The sequence below is a fragment of the Buchnera aphidicola (Macrosiphum gaurae) genome, assembly GCF_005080965.1.
Lineage (GTDB): Bacteria > Pseudomonadota > Gammaproteobacteria > Enterobacterales > Enterobacteriaceae > Buchnera > Buchnera aphidicola_S.
Genome location: NZ_CP034867.1, coordinates 438,772 through 464,236, shown reverse-complemented (window position 1 = coordinate 464,236; position 25,465 = coordinate 438,772). Strand labels below are relative to the sequence as shown.

The 25,465-nt window shown below is 24.9% G+C and carries 22 protein-coding genes and 5 tRNA genes; 15 read left to right on the top strand and 12 right to left on the bottom strand.

Annotated elements, in window-relative coordinates; genetic code table 11:
• Positions 1-347: 347 nt before the first annotated feature.
• The 8 genes from cysG to D9V72_RS02120 all read left to right on the top strand — a co-directional run bounded on the left by cysG (position 348) and on the right by D9V72_RS02120 (position 7,426).
• Entirely contained in the window at positions 348-1,727 is a 1,380-nt protein-coding gene (gene cysG, locus D9V72_RS02155) for a siroheme synthase CysG (RefSeq protein ID WP_158355096.1), read from the top strand.
• 55 nt (positions 1,728-1,782) lie between these two features.
• Positions 1,783-2,691, top strand: coding sequence for a sulfate adenylyltransferase subunit CysD (gene cysD, locus D9V72_RS02150; RefSeq protein ID WP_158355094.1), 909 nt, complete (start codon positions 1,783-1,785; stop codon positions 2,689-2,691).
• A gap of 21 nt (positions 2,692-2,712) precedes the next feature.
• Complete coding sequence (cysN, locus tag D9V72_RS02145) at positions 2,713-4,134, top strand: sulfate adenylyltransferase subunit CysN (RefSeq protein WP_158355092.1); 1,422 nt, start codon at positions 2,713-2,715, stop codon at positions 4,132-4,134.
• Between the two features lies 1 nt (position 4,135).
• On the top strand, positions 4,136-4,756 hold the full coding sequence (cysC, locus tag D9V72_RS02140) for an adenylyl-sulfate kinase (protein ID WP_158355090.1): 621 nt from the start codon (positions 4,136-4,138) through the stop codon (positions 4,754-4,756).
• 57 nt (positions 4,757-4,813) lie between these two features.
• Entirely contained in the window at positions 4,814-5,053 is a 240-nt protein-coding gene (locus D9V72_RS02135; RefSeq protein ID WP_158355089.1) for a septum formation initiator family protein, read from the top strand.
• Positions 5,054-5,113: 60 nt separating this feature from the next.
• Positions 5,114-5,821, top strand: a complete 708-nt coding sequence (ispD, locus tag D9V72_RS02130; protein ID WP_158355087.1) for a 2-C-methyl-D-erythritol 4-phosphate cytidylyltransferase — start codon at positions 5,114-5,116, stop codon at positions 5,819-5,821.
• A 22-nt stretch (positions 5,822-5,843) separates the two neighbouring features.
• Complete coding sequence (gene ispF / locus D9V72_RS02125) at positions 5,844-6,329, top strand: 2-C-methyl-D-erythritol 2,4-cyclodiphosphate synthase (RefSeq protein ID WP_158355085.1); 486 nt, start codon at positions 5,844-5,846, stop codon at positions 6,327-6,329.
• A gap of 305 nt (positions 6,330-6,634) precedes the next feature.
• Positions 6,635-7,426 (top strand): peptidoglycan DD-metalloendopeptidase family protein, encoded by a 792-nt coding sequence (locus tag D9V72_RS02120; RefSeq protein WP_261979217.1) that lies wholly within the window; start codon positions 6,635-6,637, stop codon positions 7,424-7,426.
• A gap of 520 nt (positions 7,427-7,946) precedes the next feature.
• Here D9V72_RS02120 and eno read toward each other — a convergent pair.
• The 3 genes from eno to glnS form a co-directional block, all read right to left on the bottom strand.
• Positions 7,947-9,251, bottom strand: coding sequence for a phosphopyruvate hydratase (gene eno, locus D9V72_RS02115; RefSeq protein ID WP_158355081.1), 1,305 nt, complete (start codon positions 9,249-9,251; stop codon positions 7,947-7,949).
• Positions 9,244-10,905, bottom strand: a complete 1,662-nt coding sequence (locus D9V72_RS02110) for a CTP synthase (protein WP_158355079.1) — start codon at positions 10,903-10,905, stop codon at positions 9,244-9,246. The genes eno and D9V72_RS02110 overlap by 8 nt, the downstream gene beginning before the upstream one ends.
• 184 nt (positions 10,906-11,089) lie before the next feature.
• A complete protein-coding gene (gene glnS, locus D9V72_RS02105; protein ID WP_158355077.1) occupies positions 11,090-12,784 on the bottom strand; it encodes a glutamine--tRNA ligase in 1,695 nt (564 codons plus the stop codon).
• A 97-nt stretch (positions 12,785-12,881) separates the two neighbouring features.
• Between glnS and D9V72_RS02100 the strand changes: the two genes are divergently transcribed.
• The 4 genes from D9V72_RS02100 (at position 12,882) to rpiA (ending at position 14,038) form a co-directional block, all read left to right on the top strand.
• Positions 12,882-12,958, top strand: a tRNA-Met gene (locus tag D9V72_RS02100).
• A gap of 13 nt (positions 12,959-12,971) precedes the next feature.
• Positions 12,972-13,053 (top strand) — tRNA-Leu (locus D9V72_RS02095).
• Between the two features lie 42 nt (positions 13,054-13,095).
• Positions 13,096-13,170 (top strand) — tRNA-Gln (locus D9V72_RS02090).
• Positions 13,171-13,348: 178 nt separating this feature from the next.
• Positions 13,349-14,038, top strand: coding sequence for a ribose-5-phosphate isomerase RpiA (gene rpiA / locus D9V72_RS02085; protein ID WP_158355076.1), 690 nt, complete (start codon positions 13,349-13,351; stop codon positions 14,036-14,038).
• Between the two features lie 194 nt (positions 14,039-14,232).
• Here rpiA and D9V72_RS02080 read toward each other — a convergent pair whose 3' ends face one another.
• Both D9V72_RS02080 and D9V72_RS02075 read right to left on the bottom strand, forming a co-directional pair.
• Positions 14,233-14,976: a 16S rRNA (uracil(1498)-N(3))-methyltransferase gene (locus D9V72_RS02080; protein WP_158355074.1), complete on the bottom strand. Its 744-nt coding sequence runs from the start codon at positions 14,974-14,976 to the stop codon at positions 14,233-14,235.
• A complete protein-coding gene (locus tag D9V72_RS02075; protein WP_158355072.1) occupies positions 14,973-15,644 on the bottom strand; it encodes an endonuclease in 672 nt (223 codons plus the stop codon). Before D9V72_RS02075 ends, D9V72_RS02080 begins: the two co-directional genes overlap by 4 nt.
• Positions 15,645-15,986: 342 nt before the next feature.
• Here D9V72_RS02075 and metK point away from each other — a divergent pair, with 342 nt between their 5' ends.
• The gene (gene metK, locus D9V72_RS02070) at positions 15,987-17,126 is read left to right on the top strand and encodes a methionine adenosyltransferase (protein WP_158355070.1); all 1,140 of its coding nucleotides are present in this window, start codon (positions 15,987-15,989) and stop codon (positions 17,124-17,126) included.
• Between the two features lie 133 nt (positions 17,127-17,259).
• On the opposite strand, the gene gshA is transcribed toward metK, so the two are convergent.
• From gshA to D9V72_RS02040, 6 genes are all read right to left on the bottom strand, one after another.
• Positions 17,260-18,816, bottom strand: coding sequence for a glutamate--cysteine ligase (gene gshA / locus D9V72_RS02065; protein WP_158355068.1), 1,557 nt, complete (start codon positions 18,814-18,816; stop codon positions 17,260-17,262).
• 113 nt (positions 18,817-18,929) lie between these two features.
• Positions 18,930-19,003, bottom strand: a tRNA-Arg gene (locus tag D9V72_RS02060).
• An 18-nt stretch (positions 19,004-19,021) separates the two neighbouring features.
• A tRNA-Ser gene (locus tag D9V72_RS02055) sits at positions 19,022-19,115 on the bottom strand.
• A gap of 165 nt (positions 19,116-19,280) precedes the next feature.
• Positions 19,281-19,454 (bottom strand): carbon storage regulator CsrA, encoded by a 174-nt coding sequence (csrA, locus tag D9V72_RS02050; RefSeq protein ID WP_158355066.1) that lies wholly within the window; start codon positions 19,452-19,454, stop codon positions 19,281-19,283.
• Between the two features lie 188 nt (positions 19,455-19,642).
• Positions 19,643-22,279 carry an alanine--tRNA ligase gene (gene alaS / locus D9V72_RS02045; RefSeq protein WP_158355064.1) on the bottom strand — a complete coding sequence of 879 codons (2,637 nt, stop codon included), beginning with the start codon at positions 22,277-22,279 and terminating at the stop codon, positions 19,643-19,645.
• 155 nt (positions 22,280-22,434) lie between these two features.
• A complete protein-coding gene (locus D9V72_RS02040) occupies positions 22,435-23,178 on the bottom strand; it encodes an outer membrane protein assembly factor BamD (protein WP_158355062.1) in 744 nt (247 codons plus the stop codon).
• Positions 23,179-23,318: 140 nt separating this feature from the next.
• Here D9V72_RS02040 and rluD point away from each other — a divergent pair, with 140 nt between their 5' ends.
• Both rluD and fis read left to right on the top strand, forming a co-directional pair.
• Positions 23,319-24,272 (top strand): 23S rRNA pseudouridine(1911/1915/1917) synthase RluD, encoded by a 954-nt coding sequence (gene rluD, locus D9V72_RS02035; protein WP_187308307.1) that lies wholly within the window; start codon positions 23,319-23,321, stop codon positions 24,270-24,272.
• Between the two features lie 158 nt (positions 24,273-24,430).
• On the top strand, positions 24,431-24,727 hold the full coding sequence (gene fis, locus D9V72_RS02030) for a DNA-binding transcriptional regulator Fis (RefSeq protein WP_158355058.1): 297 nt from the start codon (positions 24,431-24,433) through the stop codon (positions 24,725-24,727).
• 184 nt (positions 24,728-24,911) lie between these two features.
• On the opposite strand, the gene aroQ is transcribed toward fis, so the two are convergent.
• The gene (gene aroQ / locus D9V72_RS02025; protein WP_158355056.1) at positions 24,912-25,382 is read right to left on the bottom strand and encodes a type II 3-dehydroquinate dehydratase; all 471 of its coding nucleotides are present in this window, start codon (positions 25,380-25,382) and stop codon (positions 24,912-24,914) included.
• Positions 25,383-25,465 lie beyond the last annotated feature (83 nt).

The window sequence follows — 25,465 nt, the reverse complement described above, 5'->3', positions numbered from 1 at the left end:
AAATTTTTTTTTTAGAAAGTATTATATATTTTTTTTATTAATTATATTGTAAATTATTTATTTTGTTAAGTATTTAATTTAATACATTTAAAATTCTGGTCTGTAATAAATAAAAAATATTTTTTTAAAATTTATATTTTATGTAATACATACATATATATTTTAAAAAGTTTTATTAAACAATATATGATTTTTATCATATTTTAATACATTACTTATAATGTAATACTAAAGATATTTTAGGTAATATTTATAACAGATTTATAATTATATTGTGCCACTCTTTTTTAACATTTAAAAATTATTTTTTCTATTGATATATTTTATATTTTTAAAATAAGGCTACTGTGAATTACCTTCCTCTTTTTATAGATTTGAAATCTAAAAATGTTTTAGTTATTGGTGCTGGAGAAGTGGCTTTTAATAAAATTAAATTGTTACTTCGAGCTGCTGCCAAAGTCAATGTTATTGCTAAAGAGTTATCCTTAGAAGTTAAATTGCTTTTGCGTGAAAAAAAAATAAATTGGTTGTCTAAAAAATTTGATTTGATTTATTTAAGAAAAATATTTTTAGTAATTTCGGCTACAAACGACACAAAATTAAATGAATATATATTTAAACAATGTAACAAACGTTGTTTATTAGTAAATATAGTCGATGATAAAGCAAAATGTTCTTTTATTTTTCCTTCTATTATTGATCGTTCTCCCGTAATTGTAGCCATGTCTTCTGGAGGAACTGCACCTGTTTTATTGCGTTTATTACGTGAAAAAATTGAAGCGATGTTACCAATTAAATTAGGTGATGTTGCTAAAATTGCAGGAAAATGGAGATCTGTAATTAAAAAACATTTTTTTAATGTTTTAGAAAGACGGCGATTTTGGGAGAAATTGTTTAAGAGTATTTTTGTTGATCATATCCTTAATGGAAAAAAAGAACAAGCGATTAATGTTTTAAAAAAAAATATATATAAAAATAATTTATTAAAAGGTGAAATTATTCTAGTAGGTGCTGGACCAGGAGATAGTGGTTTATTAACTTTAAGAGGACTGCAAATATTACAGCAAGCAGATGTTGTTTTATACGATTATTTAGTTTCTAAAGATGTTTTAGATTTAATTCGTCGTGATGCAAAATGTATATGTGTTGGAAAACGTTTTGGTTTAAAGAATATTACCCAAGAGAAAATTATTAAATTATTAATTTTTTTAGCACAAAAAGGGAAAAGAGTAGTACGTTTAAAAGGTGGAGATCCTTTCATTTTTGGACGTGGTGGAGAAGAAATAGAAGCAGCAAAAAAGGCTGGTATTGATTTTCAAATTGTACCAGGTATTACTTCTGCAATTGGTGTTTCAGCTTATACTGGTATACCATTAACACATCGTAAGTATGCCCAGGGTGTTATATTTATTACGGGACATAATTCTGTTGATGGTTTTGTCAATAATTGGTCAATTTTATCTGATGCCTCCTATACTTTAGTTATATACATGGGAACATTTCAGGCTGTATACATTGCTAAAAAACTTATTAAACTTGGTCGATCAAAACTAACTCCAATAGCAATTGTTAGTAAGGGAACAACTATATATCAAAAAGTTATTGTGGGATGTTTAAGCGAAATTGAAAAAATTATTCAATTTACTATAACTCCATCTTTATTAATAGTTGGAGATGTTGTTCGTTTACATGAAAAGTTAGCATGGTTTCACAATGAAAATGTATAAGATAACATTAAAAATAAATATATTTTCTACAGTTAAATTAATTTAAGGAGAAATAATGTTTAAAAAAAATACTACTTATTTGCGTCAATTAGAATCGGAAAGCATTTATATAATGAGAGAAGTAATCGCGGAATTTCAAAATCCTGTCATGTTGTATTCTATTGGGAAAGATTCTTCAGTTATGTTACATCTTGCAAAAAAAGCTTTTTATCCTGGATTAATACCATTTCCTTTGTTACATATAGATACTGGATGGAAATTTAAAGAAATGTATCTCTTTAGAGATTATATTGCTAAAACTTCAAAAATAGAACTAATAGTTCATTCTCATTCAAAAGGAAAATCATTAGGTTTAAATCCCTTTCAACATGGAGGAAGTAAATATACTGATGTTATGAAAACAGAAGGATTAAAAGAAGCTATAAATAAATATAGTTTTGATGCTGCTTTTGGTGGAGCAAGACGAGATGAAGAAAAATCACGTTCTAAAGAACGTATTTATTCTTTTCGCGATTCATTTCATCAATGGGATCCAAAAAAACAACGCCCTGAGTTATGGTGGAATTATAATGGTCAAATTAATAAAGGGGAAAATATTCGTGTTTTTCCACTTTCAAATTGGACTGAATTAGATATTTGGCAATATATTTTTTTAGAAAATATTGAAATTGTTCCTCTTTATTTTTCTGCTATGCGGCCAGTATTAGAAAGAAATGGTATGTTAATAATGATTAATGATAATCGTATTAACATTCAGTCGAATGAAGTAATAAAAGAAAAAATGATTAGATTTCGTACATTAGGTTGTTGGCCTTTAACTAATGCGATTGAATCAGAAGCTAAAAATATTGAAGATATAATTAGAGAAACACTAATAGTTAAAACAAGTGAACGATCTGGTCGAGTTATTGATCATGATCAAAAAAGTTCTATGGAATTTAAAAAAAAACAAGGTTATTTTTAAAAAAAGAGGAATTTAAAAAAAATGAACATCAGTGTAAAAGATGATTTCAAACAGTGGTTCGATGCACAACAAAAAAAAACTTTATTAAAATTTTTAACATGTGGTAGCGTGGATGATGGAAAAAGTACTCTAATTGGTCGTTTATTACATGATACTAAACAAATTTATGACGACCAATTATGTTCTTTAAAAAGCGATAGCAAACGTCATGGTACACAAGGATCTAAAATAGATCTCGCACTAGTTGTAGATGGACTGCAGTCTGAACGTGAACAAGGTATCACAATTGATGTAGCTTATCGTTATTTTTCTACTAATCAAAGGAAATTTATTATTTCAGATACACCTGGTCATGAACAATATACTCGTAATATGGTAACAGGAGCGTCTACATGTGACTTGTCTATTTTATTAGTTGATGCTAAAAAAGGATTATCAGAACAAACTTTTCGACATAGTTTTATTTCTACTTTGCTTGGAATTAAATATTTAATTGTTGCTATTAATAAAATGGATTTAGTCGATTATAAAGAAGAAACATTTAATAATATCAAAAAAAAATTTTTATTTTTTTCTAGAAAGTTACCTGATAATTTAAATATTGTTTTTATTCCGATGTCTGCTTTACTTGGCGAAAATATTGTTTTTAAAAAAAATTTTATGCCTTGGTATAATGGATTAACATTATTAAATTTTTTAGAAACAGTAGAAATTAAAACAAACACTAATCTAGAAGAAATTAGATTTCTCGTACAATACATAAATCGTCCCAATTCAGATTTTCGTGGATATTCTGGAATCTTACTATCTGGCACGATTCATGTCGGTCAACCTATTAAAATATTACCTGAAAATATTAATTCGTATATTTCTCGTATTGTGACTTTCGATCAAAACTTAAAAAAAGCTGAAATTGGTCAATCAGTTACAGTAGTATTAAAAGATGAAATAGATATTAATCGTGGTGATTTTTTTGTAAATGTTGATTCTATTTTACAACCTTCTCGAGAATCTATCGTTGATATTGTTTGGATGACAGATAATGTGTTGTTTAAAGGACAATCATATAATATCAAATTATCTAGTAAAAAAACTCGTGTTTATATAAAAGAAATTTTATTTAAGATAGATATTAACACTTTAACAAAAACAAAAACTAATTCTCTTAGTTTGAATAGTATTGGTCGAGTTAAAGTTATTTTTAGTGAACCTATGATTTTTGATAATTATAGTAAAAATAGAATGACAGGCAATATGATTTTTATTGATCTTTTAACAAACATTACTGTTGGTGCTGGAATGATCGTCAATAGTTCAGAAAAAAAAGAAAAAATATTTTCTTGTAATAAAAAAGATTTTGAATCAGATTTTCATGATTTAATTTCTCGACATTTTCCACATTGGAAAATACCAAAACTTTTAACAAAAAAGGTTTCTGATTAAAATGAGTAACAATTTCAAAAAAAATATTATTTGGCAAAAACATTCCATCACACGTGTAAAACGTGAAAAAAAAAATGCTCATAAATCAATTACAATATGGTTTACAGGATTATCAGGTTCAGGAAAATCAAGTATTGCTAATTTTTTAGATAAAACATTATTTAAAAATGGAATTAATAGTTATTTATTAGATGGAGATAACGTCAGATCTGGTTTATGTTCTGACTTAAGTTTTAGTGTTGTCGATCGAGAAGAAAATATTAGACGTATTGGAGAAGTAGCAAAAATAATGTTAGATGCTGGTATAATAGTATTAGTGTCAGTCATTTCTCCTTATGAATATCAAAGAGAAATGATTTGTAAAATGTTAGGAAGAAAAAATTTTTTAGAAATATTTGTTGATACACCTATAAGTATTTGTGAATCTCGAGATCCTAAAAAATTGTATAAACGAGCTCGTATTGGAAAAATACCCGATTTTACTGGTGTGCAATCTGAATATGAAATTCCACAAAACCCTGACGCCATTTTAAATGGTACAGATGTTTTAGAAGATAATTCAAAAAAACTAATCAAGATTTTGCATGATCGCAGTATAATACCTTTTTCGAGAAGCAATTAAAAGTATTTAATATAAAAAAATTTTTATTTATAGAAGATTATTTTTTTAGAGTAATTTATGAAAATATTAAAAATATTTTTTTTTTCTTTATTATTGTGGTTACAATATTCTCTTTGGATAGGAAAAAATGGTATTATAGATTATATAAAAATATATAAAAAAGTTGCAATGCAAAAAAAAAACAATGAATTTCTTGAGATGCGTAACAATCAGATAATCTTAGAAATCAAAAAATTCCATAATCATATTAATGATAATAAAAAAAAGTATGAAATTTATATGAATTTTTTTAAATAAAAAATATTTATTTGTATAATAATCCAATAAAATTTTTTATAGTATTATTTTGGATATTAAATGATCTTAATTAATTTATTTGAACCAAAAATTGTAGCTATTGTACCTGCCGCTGGAATAGGTAGAAGAATGAAAAATGATTTACCTAAACAATATATAAAAATTCGCAATCGTACTATTCTTGAGCATACTTTGAGAGTATTATTATTACATCCGAATATAGTTCGTATAATTGTAAGCTTAAACAAAAAAGATTATTATTTTCATAAATTATCTATATCATCTAATCTTCGTATTATTTCTGTGATTGGTGGTGAAAAAAGAATGAACTCAGTCTTATCAGGTTTGATAGCAGCAGAAAAAAATATCGATTGGGTTATAATACATGATGCAGTTCGTCCTTGTTTAAGTTATAAAGATTTAGAAAAATTAATATCTATTATTAAAAAAAATCCAGCAGGTGCTCTTTTAGCAAGACCAGTTTCTGATACCATTAAATGTAGTAATCTACAGCAAAAAAAAGTATTATATACTGTGCATAGAAAAAACTTGTGGCATGCTTTGACTCCTCAGTTATTTCAAATAAATTTGTTAAAAGATTGTTTGAAGAAAATCATTAAAGATAAAATCAGTATAACAGATGAAGCATCAGCATTAGAATATTGTGGATATAATCCATTACTAGTTATGGGTAGTTGCAGAAATATTAAAATTACTTGGCCTGAAGATCTCATTCTTGCAAGTTTTTATTTAAAAAAAATAATTTAGATAAATAAAAAAGGATATTTTTATGAGAGTTGGATATGGTTTTGATATTCATACTTTTGGAAGTACAAAACCATTAATTATAGGTGGTGTTTTAATTCCTTATCACAAAGGTCTAATTGCTCATTCTAATGGTGATTTGTTAATACATGCGGTAATAGATTCATTATTAGGTGCTGCTGCAATAGGTGATATTGGCACTTTTTTCCCCAGTGATAACCAAATATATAAAAACATTAACAGCAGAATTTTATTGAAAAAAATTTTAAAAAAAATTAAATTAAGAAATTATAATATAGGTAATATCGATGTGACTATTATTGCAGAAGAGCCAAAAATGTCTCCTTACATATTTTTTATGAGATCAAATTTATCATTAGACCTAAATACTGAAATAGATAACATTAGTATTAAATCTACGAGTTCTCAAAAAATAGGTTGTATTGGAAGAAAAGAAGGGATTGCTTGTCAAGCAATTACAATGCTAATAAAAAATAAAAAATGTGCTTAAATAGATAAGATATTTCTTTAGTTTTTTTAAATATATGGAAAATGTTATGTAAGAAATTTATTTCTTATTCAATTAAATAGATGAAATCAATGCAATTAAAAATTTTTTTATTTAAGTTTTTCTTTTTAGTATTTTTGTTATTTTTATTCAATGGTTTTGTGTCTGGAATGTCTATTAATTACCCAAATCATTCTAATTTGCATTTTAATAAAACATATACAAAAAATTTTTTATTTTTAAAAAAAAATGAATGTTTCTCATTTTTAAAGTCTAAAAAAATACTTTCTTCAAGACAAGATAAAATTATGATTGGTAATAATAATTTTATTGGTTTTTTTGAGGGAAATCGATTTAAAATTTTTTATATTGTTAAATTCAAAGATACTCTCTATTCTATTGCTAAAAATTCTGGTTATAATTATTATGAATTATCTAAATTTAATTCTATAAAAAAACCATATAAAATAATTGTAGGCCAAAAAATATGGATGGGAGATTTTTTAATTCATGAAAATACCAATAATTGTTCTATTATAAATTCAGAAAACAATACTATAAAGAAATACAGTTCTTGTGAATCTATTTTTAAAACACCATTAAATACTATAAATTTTTTAAAAAATAATATAAAATCAACTAAAATATGCTTTTTTTGTAGTAAAAAATTTAAAATTGTTAATAATTTTCCAGATTTAAAATCTTTTGATTTTTCTAATAATTGGTATTGGCCTGTCAAAAATACAAATGTTCAATATCTATATAATAAGAAATCAGATAATAAAACAATGGAAATTTCTGGTTTTAAAGGACAACCAGTTTTTGCTGCAGCGAAAGGAGAAATTGTAGTTGTAACTGATTTATTTGAAAAATATGGTCGATTAATTATTATTAGACATAACAAAAATTACCTTAGTATTTATGCTTTTAATGATTTGGTTTTAGTAAAAGAAAAAGATAAGGTAGATGAAAAAAAGCAAATTGCTACAATGGGATGTCCATCAAAAACTAATCTAGCGCGACTTTATTTTGAAGTGCGTTATCTCGGGGAATCTATAAATCCATTAGATATTTTACCTAAAATCAATAAAAATTTCTGATTTTTTAGAACTTAAAAATACTAAAAAATTTTATTTCAATCTATTTAACATTTTACAATACGTATTTTGAATAATATAAATATCAATGATTATATAGTTATTATTTTTTTATGAGTAATAAATTTATTTAAACGAACTAAAGAATATACTATTCTAATCTTAAAGTGACATATAATTATTGACGATAAATTTTATTATAAATTTTTAAAAAATATTTGATTGGTAAAGACTTAAAATCATTACTAATTTTTTATTGAAAAATTAGTAGATTTAAAATATTCTATTTTAATAAAAAAATTTGTACGGCTGTTTTTATTAAATAGTTTAATATATTTAAAAATTTTTATTTCTAATAACGTTTTTTATTAGTTTTTTACAATTTTTCTATAAAAAAATATTTTATATATGTTAATGATTATATCATTTTAAATGCATTAAACATTTTCACTAAATCAGAAACAGGCATATTGTAGAAATACCTGATTCTTTTTTAAAAAAAAATTATATTTTTATGAGAAAACTATAATGCAGATTTAATTTCTTTTAAACCATAAAAAGGTGCGTTTTTCTTGCCTAAGTTCTCTTCAATTCTAATTAATTGATTATATTTTGCAATTCTATCAGATCGACTCATAGAACCAGTTTTAATTTGTCCTGATGCTGTTCCCACAGATAAATCTGCTATAGAAGCATCTTCTGTTTCACCTGAACGATGAGAAATAATAACGCCATAATTTGCTTTTTTTGCCATTTTTATAGCTTCAATAGTTTCAGTTAATGTACCAATTTGGTTCAGTTTTATTAATATAGAGTTTGCAATGCCTTTTTTTATGCCTTTTTTCAAAATATTTGTGTTTGTGACAAACAAATCATCACCGACTAATTGCATTTTATTACCTAGTACATTTGTTTGATATAAAAAACCTTCCCAATCAGATTCATCTTGACCATCTTCAATTGAAACTATTGGGTATTTTTTAGATAATTTTTCTAGATAATGAGTGAATTCTCTTGAAGAAAAATAAGAATCTTCTCCCTTTAATTGATATTTTTTTTCATTTCTATCATATAATTCTGATGCAGCACAATCTATTGCTAATCGTATATCTTTTCCTAATTTATATTTAGTTCTATGTATTGCATCTTGAATGATATTTAAAGCTTCTTCATTAGATTTTAAATTTGGCGCATATCCTCCTTCATCTCCTACTGTTGTACTCATTCCTTTTTCTTTCAGTAATTGACCTAGTGTATAGAATATTTCACAGCCCATCTGTATAGCTTCTTTTATTGTTTTTGCACTAATTGGTTGAATCATAAACTCTTGAATGTCAATATTATTGTTAGCATGTTTTCCACCATTAATAATATTTATCATTGGTAGTGGCATCGAAAAAACGCCTGGTGTATTGTAAATTTCTGAAATATGTTCATACAAAGGCATTCTTTTCGATGCAGCAGCTGCTTTTGCGACAGCTAAAGATACAGATAAAATCGAATTTGCACCCAATTTAGATTTATTAATCGTTCCATCTAATCTAATCATAATTTGATCAATATCACTTTGATTTTTAGCATTTTTATTTTTTAATGCACTGAATATTTTTTCATTTATTAATGAAACGGCTTTTTTTACTCCCTTCCCCATAAATCGATTTTCATCTTTATCTCTTAATTCTAAGGCTTCTAAAGAACCTGTTGAAGCTCCAGAAGGAGAAGAAGCTAGTCCGACGAATCCGCCTTCCAAATGTACTTCAGATTCTACAGTAGGGTTTCCTCGAGAATCTATTATTTCACGAGCTATAACTTTTATAATTTTAGACATTTTTACCCTTATAATATATTTTGAAATTTTCTTTGTGCTTTCCTGCTGATTTTATAAAATCTATGAACAATGGATGTCCATCACGCGGTGTAGAAGTAAATTCAGGATGAAATTGGCACGCTAAAAACCATGGATGATTAGATAGTTCTATAATTTCTACTACATTATTATTTTTAGAACGTCCTGTTACCTGTAATCCAGCTTCTTCTATTTTTTTTAATAAAAGATTATTCACTTCATATCTATGTCTATGTCTTTCTATAATGATTTCTTGATTGTATAGTTTTCGAGACAAACTATTTTTTGTTAATTTGCACGCTTGACTCCCTAATCTCATAGTACCACCTAAATTTATATCATTTTCTTTTTTATTATAATATTTGTATGTACTATTATGCCAGTTTTTTATTAAATCAATGATAGGATACTTACATTGAGGGTCAAATTCTGTTGAATTTGCTTCTTTAATTCCAACAATATTTTGTGCAAATTCTATAATTGCTATTTGCATACCTAAACAAATTCCAAAATATGGAATATTATTTTCTCGTGCATATTGTATAGATAATAATTTTCCTATAATACCGCGATCACCAAAACCTCCAGGTATTAAAATTCCATTAAGGTCTTTTAAAGTTTTAAAATTTTTATTTTCTATATTTTTAGAGTCAATTAATTGTATGTTGACTTTAATTTTATTTTTAAAACCTGCATGTTTAAGAGCTTCTATAACTGATTTATATGCATCAGGTAATTTAACATATTTTCCAATAATTCCAATTATAACACTATTATTATAATTCTTTTCTGCATAAATTACTTCTTCCCATTCTCTTAAATTAGCTTCTGGAACATTTAATTTGAAATATTCACAAATATAATCATCTAATTTTTGATTTTTTAATAATTTTGGTATTTTATATATTGAGTTTACATCTTTTAGAGATATAACCGCATTAACTGGTACATTGCAAAACAATGCAATTTTTTTTCTTTCATTTAGTGGTACAGTATGTTCAGATCGACAAATTAAAATATCTGGTTGTATTCCTATTGAAAGTAACTGTTTAACTGAATGTTGTGTAGGTTTTGTTTTTATTTCACCTGCTGTAGCAATATAGGGTACTAATGTTAAATGTATATATATGACATTTTTGCGTCCGATATCTACTGCCATTTGACGAATTGCTTCTAAGAATGGAAGAGATTCAATATCACCAACAGTACCACCTATTTCTACAAGAACAATATTACTGTTTTTTGAGCATAAAATAATTCTTTCTTTAATAGCATTAGTGATATGAGGTATTACTTGAATAGTAGCTCCTAAGTACTCACCTCTTCTTTCTTTTTTTAAAACTTGGGAATAAACTGCACCTGTGGTAAAATTATTCAAATATGTCATTTTAGTATGAATAAACCGTTCATAATGCCCTAAATCTAAATCTGTTTCAGAGCCATCTTCAGTAACAAACACTTCTCCATGTTGAATAGGACTTATTGTTCCGGGATCCACATTAATATATGGATCTAGTTTTATAATCGTTGTTTTTAAGTTTCGTGCTTTTAATATTGCACCTAGTGAAGCAGCTGCAATACCTTTTCCTAAAGACGAGACAACTCCACCAGTAATAAAAATGTAATTTTTAGTCATGCTAAATATAAAAATATTAGTTAAAATGAATAAGTGTTTAATTTAAAACATTTTATAATGATTTGAAATCATAAAATATTTTGATTAAAATAAAAATTTTTATAGCAACACATTTGTTTTTTATATTTTGATTTGAAATACAAATGTAAGATTATATACTCGTATTAATTATTCGTAACGTTTTTTATTTTAATTTTTTTATATTCCATGTATCGCGCAAACTGACAGTGCGATTAAATACTAAATAATCTTTTTTGGAATTTCTATAATCTATACAAAAATAACCAATTCTTTCAAATTGAAAAAATAATTTTAGATTATTATCATGAATTTTTTGTTGTATTTTTTCTCCTATTATTTTTTCTATAAATCCATATTTCTTTATTAAAGAGTCAGAGTTAATATATGATAAAAAATTTTTTTCTTGATCTGGATTTTTTATATTAAATAATGGATTATATAATCTGAATTCTACTGCAAGTGTATTTTTTTCTGAAATCCAGTGTATTACTGAAGGGTTTTTATTATTTTTTGGTTTTTTTCCTAAAGTTTTCAAATCACAATAACATATTATATTAATAATGTTATTATATTGATCTTTTTCTATTTTTTCTGCTTTAATTATATAAGCATATCTCAGACGTATTTTTTCTCCTAGTTTTAATCTTTTATATTTATTATCATATTTCTCTTTGAAATCTGAACGTTCAATATATAAGGTATTAGTAAAAATAATTTTATGAGTCCCCATTTTAGGATAATTAGGATGATTGGGAACTGTAAATTTTTCTTCATGATTTTCATTTAAATTATATAAAAATATTTTAATTGGTTCTAATATAGCCATCGTACGTATAGCGGTTTCATTTAATTCTTTACGAATACAATGTTCTAACATAGAAAATTCTATTAGATTATTTTGTTTAGTTACTCCAATTTTTTGACAGAATTTCTTGATAGAAGATGGTGTATATCCTTTTCTTCTTAAACCAGAAAGTGTAGGAATTCGAGGATCATCCCAGCCTTCTATAATTTTTTTATCAATGAGTTTTTTTATTTTTCTTTTAGATAAAATCGAAAATTCTAGATTAAGTCGAGAAAATTCGTATTGTTTAGGATGATGTTTAACACTTGTGTGCTTTAATATCCAATTATACAAAGATTTATTATCTTGAAATTCTAGTGTACATAACGAATGGGTAATTCCTTCGATAGAATCAGAAAGACAATGAGCAAAATCATACATAGGATATATACACCATTTGTTTTGAGTCTGATGATGGTCAGCAAAAATAATACGATATAAAACAGGATCACGCATGATAATAAAAGAAGATTTCATGTCTATTTTAGCACGTAGGCATGCTTCTCCCTCAGAAAATTCTCCATTTTTCATTTTTTTAAAAAGTTGCATATTTTCTTTTATAGTTCTGTTTCTATAGGGACTGTTTTTACCTGGAGTATTTAAAGTGCCTCTATATTGACGTATTTGTTCTTTTGTTAACTGATCTACATAAGCCAAACCCCGTTTTATTAATTCTTTTGCATATTCATATAACTCTGAAAAATATTCGGAAGAATAACGAACATTACCATGCCATTTATAACCCATCCAATTAATGTCATATTTGATAGAATTAATATATTTAATTTTTTCTTTTAATGGATTTGTATCATCAAATCGAAGATTACATTGTCCTTCGTATAGATGTGCGAGCTCAAAATTCAAACATATTGATTTTGCATGACCAATATGAAGATGTCCATTCGGCTCAGGTGGAAAGCGAGTGCAAAAAGATAGACTTTTATTTTTATTAAAATCATTGTTAATAATTTGACAAATAAAATTTTTATATTTATTTTTTATCTTGGTATCCATTTTATTCCTAATTAATCTTTCCAATTAAAATAATTTTGTTGATTATTCAATTTATATATTATAAAATATATTTCTATTATAGAAAATATTTTTGTTAGGCTACGTAGCTCAGTCGGTTAGAGCACAGCACTCATAACGCTGGGGTCATGGGTTCGATTCCCGTCGTAGCTACCATTATTTACCAAGAGCGGGAGTGGCGAAATTGGTAGACGCACCAGATTTAGGTTCTGGCGCCGCAAGGTGTGCGAGTTCAAATCTCGCCTCCCGTATAGTATAAAAAATTTTTTTTATAAACATAAAATATTAAAAAATGGGGTATAGCCAAGTGGTTAAGGCACCGGTTTTTGATACCGGCATCCCTGGTTCGAATCCAGGTACCCCAGCCAATCTAAAAAATATCTTTTGTTTTAACTTCTTAATAAAATAGTTTTATTAGAATCATGAAAAATAAAATATTACTATTTAAAACCATTAATTATATATTCAATTTCAATTAAATCAGATCAAAAATCTACCCTTTTTCTAATTTAGAGTTTTATTTAAAATAAAATAATTTTTTATATTATGAATTTAAATCAATTAAAAAAAAAAGCAGCATGGGCTGCATTAGATTATATTTATCCCAATACTATTGTTGGAGTAGGAACTGGTACAACTATTTTTTATTTTATTGAAGCTCTAAGCACAGTAAAAAATTTAATATATGGCGCAGTGTCTAGTTCTAGTTCTTCTACTTCATTACTTAAAAAACAAGGCATAAAAGTATTTAACTTAGAAAATTTTAGTTCACTTACTATTTATGTTGATAGTGCTGATGAAATTAATAATTGTATGCAGATGATTAAAGGTGGGGGAGGTGCTTTAACGAGAGAAAAAATTATTGCTACAATGGCAAAAAAATTTATTTGTATTATTGATAAAACAAAGAAAGTAAATGTCCTTGGAAAATTTCCACTTCCTGTTGAAATTATTCCGATGGCTCTTTCTTATATTCTGCAAGAAATGGTAAAAATTGGAGGCATACCAAAATATCGAAAAAATTTTGTCACAGATAATGGAAACATAATTATAGATGTATATAATTTATATATAAAAGATCCTTTATCTATGGAGAAAAAAATAAATTCATTACCAGGAGTAGTTACAGTAGGTATATTTGCTTCTAGAAGTGCTGATGTCATTTTAGTTGGAACACGAAATGGAATAAAAACTATTAATAAAAAATCAAGACTTAAAGAGATAGAAAAACATTAACTTGTTCTAGAAACTAATTTTATTTTTTATATTTATAAATGTTTTAATTATGAAATTGATTCATAACTTAAAAATTTTTTTATTCTTACTTTATTGAAAATTCATAGAAATTTTAATTCAATTTTAGTAAAAAAATTTTTAAATGCTCAATAATGTTTTTTTTAAAAAACTATAAAAAATAAAAATAAATTATATTATTTTATTAAATCACCAAATTTTGTTTGCAATGCAGTAATAATTGCGAGGGAAGCTGTTTCTGTTCTTAAAATTCTAGGTCCTAATCTCATTGGAATAAATCCATATTTAATAATTTTTTGAATTTCATTATTTGAAAACCCTTTTTCAGATCCAATAATTATTCGAATATATTTTATGGGTTTTTTTAAATTATTGATTGTTAATTTAGTATTTGGATGAAAAATAATTTTTATATCATTATTTGTATTTCCTTCACACCATGAAAAAATATTTTTAGGCGTTTTGATTTTCGGTATAATATTACGATGACATTGTTGACATGCAGAAATTGCTATTTTTTCCCAACGTTTCATTTTATGAAATATATTAATGTTTTTTTTTTGAAAATAACTGTTTTCAAAAAATAATGGTGTAATCATATGAACACCCATTTCAATTGATTTTTGAATAGTAAAATCCATTTTTTCATGTTTAGAGATGACTTGTCCTAAATGAATATGGAGTGAAGATTCGATGTTTTTTAATTCACTTTTAAAGATTTTGATTTGAATTGTTTTCTTAGAAATATATATTATATTAGCAAAAAAAATATAGTTAGTATTATTGAATAACTCTAATATATCTTGAATTTTCATTCTTAAAACTTTTTTAATATAATGTATATTTTCTTCTGATAAAAAGTAAATTTTATTCGTTTCTAAATGGTCTTTAACGTATATACGTGGTATATTTTTATTCATATTTTTCTTTTTTTATAACATTTTTTATAAACATAATTATTATGATTGCCTTGTATTTTAAATATTAATTTTTCTCTTTCACATTCCCACTTTGTAACAGGAAAAATTTTATCCCACATTGAAAATGTTTTCTTTTCTTTTTTAGACAAAATGACATTATATTTTTTACTCATATAAAAATAAGTTCTAGCTATACTGCCCCGAGCTCTTTCAGGTGGCTCTGCTATTTTTCTTTGAAAATCTATTTTCATATTGCATCTCCCATACTTTGAAGTATTATAGCTTACTTGACCATATATAAAATTAGAACGATCTGCATTAAGTTCTCCAATCACGGGTTGTAAATTATGAAGATCAGATTCAATATATTGGTATGTTCTATCTGCGATACATTTTTTACGACCTCCTTTTTTCCAGCATTTTTTATGATGTCCAAATTGCCATGCTGGTACGACATGTTCCCATTCAATTCTTGTTGCACGATTAATATTTTTTCGAATTTTATATCCACAAGAATATAGATCAGGAACACCTTTTTTTTGTTTCCAAACAATTTTACATCCACAATAAAAAGAACCTGGGGAATTTTTGTTTATTTTTATTGATATAATTTTTGCTTGATAGAAATTTTTTATAGTATTTTTTTTAAAATTATTTTTTTTATTCAAGGATAAAAAAAAAACATACTAATTATAAAAATCAAAATTTTTTTTATCATTTTTATTTTTTCTATTTTTAAAAAATAAATTTTTTATGATGTTTTGTTATTAAAAATTAAAAACATATCGTTATTTTTCCTTCTTTTAAAATATAATATATTTCACATATTAACAATAAATATCTAGTTATAACTTTTTATTTTAAAAAATATTATAATGAAGTAAGATTTTATTATAAATTTAAAAAATTTAAATCTCAAGATATCTTACATTTGATTGTTATATGTTGAAAAATCTTGAATTTTTTAAAACTATAGAGATAAAATTATTTTAAAATAAGGTAAATAGAATATGACTGAATATCTTTTTACATCTGAATCAGTTTCAGAAGGTCATCCAGATAAGATTGCTGATCAAATTTCTGATGCATTACTTGATGAAATACTTAAACAAGATCTTAAAGCACGCGTTGCTTGTGAAACTTTTGTTAAAACAGGTATGGTTTTAATTGGTGGAGAAATTACAACAACTGCCTGGGTTGATGTCGAAGAAATTACTCGAAATACTATTAATAATATCGGTTATATTAATTCTGATTTTGGATTTGATGCTAATTCTTGTGCAGTTTTAAGTGCAATTGGAAAACAATCACCTGATATTAATCAAGGTGTAGATCGTTCTGATCCTTTAAAACAAGGAGCTGGAGATCAGGGTATTATATTTGGTTATGCTACTAATGAAACTGAATCTTTAATGCCAGCACCTATTACTTATGCTCATCTTTTAATGAAAAAACAATCTGAACTGAGAAAAAAAAATGTTCTACCTTGGTTAAGACCTGATGCTAAAAGTCAAGTGACATTTAAATATAACAACGGAAATGTAATAGGAATAGATACTGTAGTTTTTTCGACACAACATGATGAAAATATTACTCAAAATATTTTAAAAGAAGCTGTGATGGATGAAATTATTAAACCAGTACTACCCAAGAAATGGTTGACAAAGAATACAAAATTTTTTATTAACCCCACGGGTAGATTTGTTATAGGAGGTCCTATGGGAGATTGCGGTTTAACAGGTCGTAAAATTATTGTTGATACATATGGAGGTATGGCTAGACATGGGGGAGGTGCTTTTTCCGGAAAAGATCCTTCAAAAGTAGATCGATCTGCAGCATATGCAGCTAGATATGTAGCTAAAAATATTGTTGCTTCTGGTTTAGCTGATCGTTGTGAGATTCAACTTTCGTATGCTATTGGGATAGCTGAACCAATTTCCATCATGATAGATACTTTTAAAACTGGGAAAATAAGTAATAGTTCGTTGATTTTTTTAATTCGTAATGTTTTTGATTTACGTCCATATGGATTAATTAAAATGCTAAATCTTCTTCAGCCTATTTATTTGAAAACAGCAGTTTATGGACATTTTGGAAGAGAGGAATTTCCATGGGAAAAAATTGATAAAATAAATGAATTATCTCAATAAAAATATTGGGATAATCTTATTATTTAAAGATAAAATATTTAAAAACGTTTTTTATAAAGTAGCAAAGCATATCTAATATGAAAGAATATATTAATATTTTTATGAGTATCCCATGTTTACTAGCATGGGAGAATTATTTCATTTTTATATATTCTTCAAACGATAATATATCTTCTTTTTCTATGTTTTCCTGTTTCTGAAGGGAATATTTTGCTTCTTTTTCTAGAATATTTTGATTTAAATTTAAATGATTTTCATTAATAAATTTTTTATGATATTTGTTAGCTAAAAACAAACCTGTTTTTTTCATTCCTTTTTTAATTAAAAATTTTAAGCATTTAGCTGAATAAGTTAGATCTGGATTTTGAAAAAATGATTTGATTTCTTTACATGCTGTTTGATACAACAGATTATTTGAATTATTATCTAGTATTAATGCAATTTCATTTAAATCTTTAAATATAATATTGCTAATTTCAATTAATGTTTTTGTTTCATTTTGATTATTGATGTAAATTTTTTGATTAGGTTTTCTCCCTTCATAAATTATTCTTTCCCAATTTTTGGTAACCAGTATAAAATCATTTTTATCAATTTTAGGTGAATCAATTAAAGCACACCAAATCAAAAACAAATCTAACAATAGTATTTGTTTTTTACTTATGCCTATAGGAGAAAATGGATTAATATCTAAAGAGCGTATTTCAACGTATTCAATTCCTTGATTTTTTAGAGCTTCTAAAAGTGATTCACCAATTTTTGTCTTTCTTTTTGGTCTTATTTGAGTATAAAGTTCATTTTCTATTTGTAAAATATTGGTGTTTAATTGCTTAAAATTTCCATCTAAATCTTTTAATCCTATATTAAAAAATTTTTTTGATGGTGTTTCCAAAGCTTTTTTAAATGATTCGATATATTCATGGATATCATTAAACATGATATTTAAATCTAAAATATTTGTATTAGTGTAACCAATATCGCTAAGTCTTAATGAAGTAGACCATGGTAAATAAAGTATGTTTTCTTTATTTTTCTTGAATTTATATTTTTTTTTTGCATTTTTTAAAAAATGTGATGGTACTGCAGGTGATGATCCAAATAAATAAGGAATAATCCAACCAAATCGATAATAATTTCTAATTAAATTTAAATATCCTGATGAAACGTAATCAGTATTATTTTTTTTATTTTTATCTTTTTTCCAATTTTTCCAAAAGAACAAAGGTAATGAAAAATTATAATGTATTCCTGAAATAGTATTTATAACATCACCATAGCGATTTTTTAAACCTTTTCTATAAGTATTTTTCATTTTTCCAAGATTAGATGTTCCATATTGTGCTATTTGAATTTTTGGTTTTTTGTTACAAAAATAAGGTATACTAAAAGGCCACATACGTTCATTCTTTATTTTTGATGCTGTAAAACGATGTAGATCTGTTAGGAAAGATAATAAATAATCTATATTATTACTAGTAGGAGTAATAAACTCTAATAAATTTTCTGCAAAATCAGTAGTAATCCATTTATGAGTTAAAGAGGATCCAATTAAATGTGGATGTGTATTTTTAGAAAAATTTCCATTTTTTTCAATTCTTAAGGTTTCGCGTTCAATGCCTCGAAAAATACCTTCTAGCATTTTTGGATTAATTTTCAACCAGGCAATTTTTTCCGAAATATCTTGTATCAATTTTCTCTCCTAATCTAAAATATTGAAAGACTCTTAAAAATATTTTAAATATAATATTTAAATATACTTTTTTTATTATTTTTTAATTGAGAGATTATTTTTTTGTGTATTTTTGCATCCGGAAGGATTCGAACCTCCGACCGCTCGGTTCGTAGCCGAGTACTCTATCCAACTGAGCTACGGATGCAATATAAAAATTAATAATTGGCGGTGAGAGAGGGATTCGAACCCTCGATGCAGATATTTTTCTGCATACTCCCTTAGCAGGGGAGCGCCTTCATCCTCTCGGCCATCTCACCTGTGCATAAAATTTTTTAATTTTATAGATATTATTTTACTTTTTTTTTTATATAAGTCAAACATATTTTTTTATATAAAGAGTAGAGATTATATTTATTTTTTATTAAGTGAAAAACTACATCTTACTTAATATTGGTAAGATGCAGCATTGATTAATAATTTTTTTATTGTTTTTTCTCAGCTTGAATACGTTGATATATTTCTTCACGATGTACCGAAACTTCTTTAGGGGCATTTACACCAATACGAACTTGGTTACCTTTAACTCCTAGTACTGTTACAGTTATCTCATCGCCAATTATTAACGTTTCGCCGATTCGACGAGTTAAAATAAGCATTCTTTGTTCCTTGAAATATTAAAAGAGTTCCGCCTCTTTAGTTCCTGGCGTTATGAATAATACAGGGTTAAACGTAGACCATTAGACATTTAGATAATATATTCTAATTGTATATTCTCAATAAATTTTGAACTGATAATTTCTTCAGTATTTAATGTTTCACATGTAAAACGAAAATACTTCTTATTTTATTGTTTATGTAGCTTTTTATTAATCCATGATTTTATATTATCTAAAATAATAGGTAGTTGTTTTGTATAAATACCTCCTCCTTCAGCGATTTCATCTCTTCCCCCTCCTTTTCCATGTGTTTCATTTGTAATCATATCTATAATTCTTATTGCCGTTATTTGATTAAGTAAATTTTTCGTAACTCCAACAATAACAGTAAAGCGGTTATCTTTAATATTTATTAAAATAGTAATTACATTCTTTAATTCTTGTTTTAACTTATCAACTATGACTCTTAATAATTTATGTTCATAGTTATAAAAAATATTTGATAAAAATTTTGTACCCTTTATATCTGTACTTTTTTTAAGTAATTTTTTTATATTTTGTGTATTTTCTTTATTTTTTATTTGAATTATTTTTTCTTCTAAATTTTTTATTACAATAGTAAGTTTTTTTGTTTTTTCTTTAATATCGAAAATATTGCAATTTAATATCAAAGATATATCTTTTATATAATTATCTGTTTTATGCAAATAATCTATAGCTTTTTGTCCCGTTACAGCTTCAATTCGTTTGATTCCTGATGCTATGCTTGATTGAGAAATAATTTTAAATAATCCAATATCACCAGTTCTTTTGACATGTGTTCCACCACAAAGTTCAATTGAAAAATTGTTCATAAATACAACTCGTACGATAGAACTATATTGATTATCAAACAAAGCTATTGCATTTTTCTTTTTGGCTTCTTCTAAACTTAGCTCCTGAGTTTCAAGTTTAACATTTTTACGAATATTTATATTAATTACATTTTCAATTTTCTGTATTTGAGATTTATCTATTGTTCTAAAATAAGAAAAATCAAATCTTAAATATTTATTAGTTACTAAAGAACCTTTTTGACTAATGTTATTTCCCAAAATTTTTCGTAGCGCAGCATGTAATAAATGTGTTGCGGAATGATTTAATTGAATAGAATGTCTGTAATCTTTGTTAATTTTACTGTAAATAAAATCATCAACTGCAATTTCTCCTGAAATTAATTTTCCAATATGTCCTATTGTGTTTCCATATTTTTTTGTGTTTTCTACTACAAAAGATGATTTTTCAGAATACAAATAACCTATATCACCTATTTGTCCTCCTGATTCGCCATAAAATGTTGTTTTATCAAGGAAAATAACTCCATTCTCATTTATTTTAATATTGTTAACAGATTTATTTTTTACAAAAATATGTTTTACTAATGATTTTGTTGTATTTTTTTTGTAACCTTCAAAAATACACGTATCATTTATAATAATCTTATCATTATAATTTTTATGAAATTTTTTATTAACATTTGATTGTTTTTTTTGTTTTTCTTTAAATGATTCATATTCAGTGTAATCTATTTTTATATTTTTTTCACGACAAACATCTGCTGTTAAATCAATTGGAAAGCCAAAAGTATCATAAAGATAAAATGCGGTTTTACCCGAAAGTATATTGCTATTTATTTTTTTTATTTCGTTATTTAATATTTTTAAACCTTTATCAAGCGTATAAGAAAATTGTTTTTCTTCTATTTTTAAAATTTCTTCTATTTTTTTTTGTTTTTCTTTTAAAAAATCAGCAGTTTTGCCCATAATTTTAATTACACTAGATACTAGTTTGTAAAAAAAATTTTGTTTAATTCCGATTTTATGTCCATGTCTTAATGCTCGTCTGATAATTCTTCTTAAAACATAACCTCTGTGTTCATTTGACGGAGTAATATTATCTGCAATAATATATACGCAAGATCTAATGTGATCTGCTATAACTTGTAAAGAAACATTGTTTAAATTATTTGAAGAACTAAATTTAGATATAGTTTCTATTAATTCTTGAAATATATCGATATGATAATTAGAATAAACATTTTGTAAAACAGCAGATATTCTTTCCAATCCCATACCTGTATCTATAGATTTGTTTTCTAAAGAAATAATTTTTGTATTTGATATACGATTAAATTCTATAAAAACAATATTCCAAATTTCAACAAACCGACCGTTTTTGTTTTCTAAAAACTCTAGTGGATTATTTATAATTTTATTTTCATAATCATAAAATATTTCAGTACAAGGACCACATGGTCCACTATCACCCATTTGCCAAAAATTTTCAGAATTATATTGAATGTTGTTTTTATCACCTATCTTTATAATGCGTTCAGAAGGTATTTTTATGATGTTATGCCAGATTTTATATGTTTCATGATCATCTTGATATACTGAGACCCATAATTTATTTTTTGGTATGTTGAACCATTTTTGTGATGTTAATAATTCCCAAGCATACTCGATTGCCTTTTTTTTAAAATAATCTCCAAAACTAAAATTTCCAAGCATTTCAAAAAATGTATGATGTTTTGAAGTGTATCCGACATTTTCTAAATCATTATGTTTCCCTCCAGTTCTTAAACATCGTTGAACAGTAGCTACACGTGAGTGGTGGATTTTTTTTTCGCCTAAAAAGATTTCTTTAAATTGATTCATACCTGCATTAGTAAATAATAATGTAGAGTCATTATGAGGAATTAAAGAACTACTTGGAATAATTACATGTTCTTTTTCTTTAAAAAATTTTAAAAAATCTTGACGTATTTTATTTGTTGTTTTATTCATTATTTGTCTTGTTAATTAAAAATAAATATGATATGAACGCGGTATTCTAAAAACGGAATTTATTAAATCATTTTATTTTTAAAATAATCATAAAAGAATATTAGTAGGAAATATTTTACAATATTTTGCATAAAACAAATATTTTTATATTAATTTTAAGTTTCTTGAACTTTATTTAATAAAATTATTTTTGATATTTTTTTTGCTGTATCAAAAATTTTTAATGCTTTATAAGATTTTTCCATATATATAAGAGCTTTTCGTGCAGCTGGCGTTTCTGAATATTTTTGAATTATTTCTTCTCCTCTATTTATAACAGCTATATATTTTTTATGAAAAAAATAAAACTTTAAGATTTTAAGATCATATTCAGATAAACGATTTTTTAGATATATTAAATCTTTTTTAGCATTTACAAGATATCGACTTTTAGGATATTGATAAATAAAATTCTTCAATTGAAAGAATGAATGTATTGTATGATTAATATCATTTTTATAATGATCTATAGGTAAGATTTTAAAAAATATATCTTTATCTAGAGTCATACTAATTAAACATTTTATATACATCACGTAATCTAAATTTGGATGGTTTGGATAATAATATATAAATTCCTCTATATTTTTTTGAGCCATATCAAAATTTAAGTTTTTATAATAAGCATAAATTAAATGCATTTGAATTTTATCATTATTAAAATTTGCAATATTATTTTTTTTTATTTTTTCTAATATAAATATAGTATTATCAAAATGTTCTTTTCTTAATTCTCTTTCAGATTTTTCATAGAGAATATATGTTTCTATAAAATAATTGTTTTTTAAAGATTGAGAATGAACTGTTAAGCTTAAAAATAAAATTATAAAAGTAATTATAATACTCTGCTTTTTTTTCATTATTATGTATTTGATTTAAATTAATAAGAATTTTTATTAAAAATATTTATGTTTGTAATTATATAGAATATCATATTCTATAAATATTAAAAATTCGCTTTTAAAGTTAAAATAATATTCATCAAAATATAAGGGTAATTATATTGAAAAAAAAAGAGCTAAGTGCTGTGGTATCATGTTCGTCATTATTGGGGAAGAGATTAGATCTAGTTTTATCTAAAATATTTAAAGAATATTCTCGTTCTTATTTGAAAAATTTAATTTTTATGAACCGAGTATTAGTCAATAAAAAAATTCTAAACCAACCGAATAAAAAGATTTTAGGAGGAGAAATACTTACAATTTATCCTTTTTCTAAAGATATATTATTTAATGTTCCAGAAAATATTTTTTTAAATATTATCTATGAAGATAATGATATACTAGTTATTAATAAACCTGCTGGTTTAGTTGTTCATCCAGGTTCTGGAAATGAAAAAGGAACAATTTTAAATGCTTTATTATATCATTATAAATATATTAAAGACTTGCCTCGTGCGGGAATAGTTCATCGTTTAGATAAAAATACTAGTGGATTAATGGTTATTGCAAAAACTTTATTTTCTTATAACTATTTATTATCAGAATTAAAAAAAAGAAAAATTACTCGAGAATATGAAGCTATTGTTAAAGGCAAAATGATTTCAGGTGGGACTATTAATCAGCCTATCATGCGTCATCATTCTAAAAGAACTTGTATGATGGTACATCATTTAGGAAAAAAATCAGTTACTCATTATAAAATAATTAATCGTTTTAAATTTCATACGCATATAGCAATAAAATTAGAAACTGGACGCACTCATCAAATACGTGTTCATATGTTACATATTAAACACCCATTAGTTGGAGATCCTTATTATGGAGGTTCTAACATTCAACTCAATTATATAAAAGATAAAAAGATCAATAAAATCTATCAATTTTCTCGTCAAGCATTACATGCCAGTCATCTTTCTTTTCATCATCCTGCCAATAATAATTTGGTGTCTTGGACAATACCTCTGCCTTACGATATGCAAGAACTTATTCTGAAAATATCAAATATTAAATAAACTTTTTTATTTTATTGTATTTATTCTTAATAAAACATATTATTTATTTCATCAATAATTTTAAAATGTATTATTTCATATATAAAAAATTTACTTTTTAAGTACAATTTTTTTAAAACAATGTATATAAAATAAAAAAATTAAGAGTTAATGGTACTATGCTGGAAAAAAAAAATAACATTGAATTTATGTTTTTATCTACTATAAATAATCAAGATGAAAATATAAAAATACCTTTGCGTGAATTAGTAAAAAAATCTTTAAAACATTATTTATTAAATTTAAATGGTAAAAATGTAGATAATTTATATGAATTAGTATTGGCGGAATTAGAACAGCCACTTTTAGATATGATAATGCAGTATACTAGAGGAAATCAAACACGTGCTGCTTTAATGATGGGAATTAATCGTAGCACATTACGTAAAAAATTAAAAAAATACAATATGAATTAATGATTTTAAAGATTTTTTAGACTCTTTCTAATTGCACTTTCTATTTTAACAACAACTTAAGAGAGTGCAAAAGTACATTTTTGATTATTAAAATTTTTTTTGTGGAATAGTTTTAATAACTTGATTGTATTTTTTATAAATAATTAACATTTATTCAATCTTGTTTTTTAGTATTCTGAATATTTTATTTATAAATTTTATTATCTTTTAAACTGATCATTCTATTATGTATTGTTTCTAACGCCCAATGGTAACCATCTAGACCTAGTCCGCAAATTACACCTTTAGAAATATCAGACAACCACGAATGAGAACGAAAATTTTCTCTAGCATAAATGTTTGAAATATGAACTTCAATAAAGGGAATATTAACTGCAATTAATGCATCTCGAATAGCTATACTGGTATGTGTAAAAGCTGCTGGATTAATAATTATATAATCAACCTTTTTTCTTGAAGAATGAATTTTATCAATTAACACATGTTCTGCATTAGATTGTATATGTTTTAAAGATATATTAAGTTTTTTTGCTTTTATTTCCAAGTTCTTTAATAAATCAGATAAGGTAATATTGCCATAAATTTTAGTTTCTCTTGTTCCTAAAAGATTTAAATTAGGTCCATTTATTAATAATATATTTATAATATTTTTCATATTAATCTCTTTAAAAAATTGTATAATATTTCTTAGAAAAAATATTTTTGTTTGTTATTTTATCTTTTATAATGGATATATAT

What these genes read in the sequence shown, in the direction of transcription:
- metK (WP_158355070.1), top strand. Translation starts at nt 15,987, where the DNA reads ATGACTGAATATCTTTTTACATCTGAATCAGTTTCAGAAGGTCATCCA.
- rpiA (WP_158355076.1), top strand. Translation starts at nt 13,349, where the DNA reads ATGAATTTAAATCAATTAAAAAAAAAAGCAGCATGGGCTGCATTAGAT.
- ispD (WP_158355087.1), top strand. Translation starts at nt 5,114, where the DNA reads ATGATCTTAATTAATTTATTTGAACCAAAAATTGTAGCTATTGTACCT.
- D9V72_RS02110 (WP_158355079.1), bottom strand. Translation starts at nt 10,905, where the DNA reads ATGACTAAAAATTACATTTTTATTACTGGTGGAGTTGTCTCGTCTTTA.
- D9V72_RS02080 (WP_158355074.1), bottom strand. Translation starts at nt 14,976, where the DNA reads ATGAATAAAAATATACCACGTATATACGTTAAAGACCATTTAGAAACG.
- aroQ (WP_158355056.1), bottom strand. Translation starts at nt 25,382, where the DNA reads ATGAAAAATATTATAAATATATTATTAATAAATGGACCTAATTTAAAT.
- ispF (WP_158355085.1), top strand. Translation starts at nt 5,844, where the DNA reads ATGAGAGTTGGATATGGTTTTGATATTCATACTTTTGGAAGTACAAAA.
- D9V72_RS02135 (WP_158355089.1), top strand. Translation starts at nt 4,814, where the DNA reads ATGAAAATATTAAAAATATTTTTTTTTTCTTTATTATTGTGGTTACAA.
- fis (WP_158355058.1), top strand. Translation starts at nt 24,431, where the DNA reads ATGCTGGAAAAAAAAAATAACATTGAATTTATGTTTTTATCTACTATA.
- D9V72_RS02120 (WP_261979217.1), top strand. Translation starts at nt 6,635, where the DNA reads ATGATTGGTAATAATAATTTTATTGGTTTTTTTGAGGGAAATCGATTT.
- glnS (WP_158355077.1), bottom strand. Translation starts at nt 12,784, where the DNA reads ATGGATACCAAGATAAAAAATAAATATAAAAATTTTATTTGTCAAATT.
- D9V72_RS02040 (WP_158355062.1), bottom strand. Translation starts at nt 23,178, where the DNA reads ATGAAAAAAAAGCAGAGTATTATAATTACTTTTATAATTTTATTTTTA.
- cysN (WP_158355092.1), top strand. Translation starts at nt 2,713, where the DNA reads ATGAACATCAGTGTAAAAGATGATTTCAAACAGTGGTTCGATGCACAA.
- csrA (WP_158355066.1), bottom strand. Translation starts at nt 19,454, where the DNA reads ATGCTTATTTTAACTCGTCGAATCGGCGAAACGTTAATAATTGGCGAT.
- alaS (WP_158355064.1), bottom strand. Translation starts at nt 22,279, where the DNA reads ATGAATAAAACAACAAATAAAATACGTCAAGATTTTTTAAAATTTTTT.
- cysD (WP_158355094.1), top strand. Translation starts at nt 1,783, where the DNA reads ATGTTTAAAAAAAATACTACTTATTTGCGTCAATTAGAATCGGAAAGC.
- cysC (WP_158355090.1), top strand. Translation starts at nt 4,136, where the DNA reads ATGAGTAACAATTTCAAAAAAAATATTATTTGGCAAAAACATTCCATC.
- eno (WP_158355081.1), bottom strand. Translation starts at nt 9,251, where the DNA reads ATGTCTAAAATTATAAAAGTTATAGCTCGTGAAATAATAGATTCTCGA.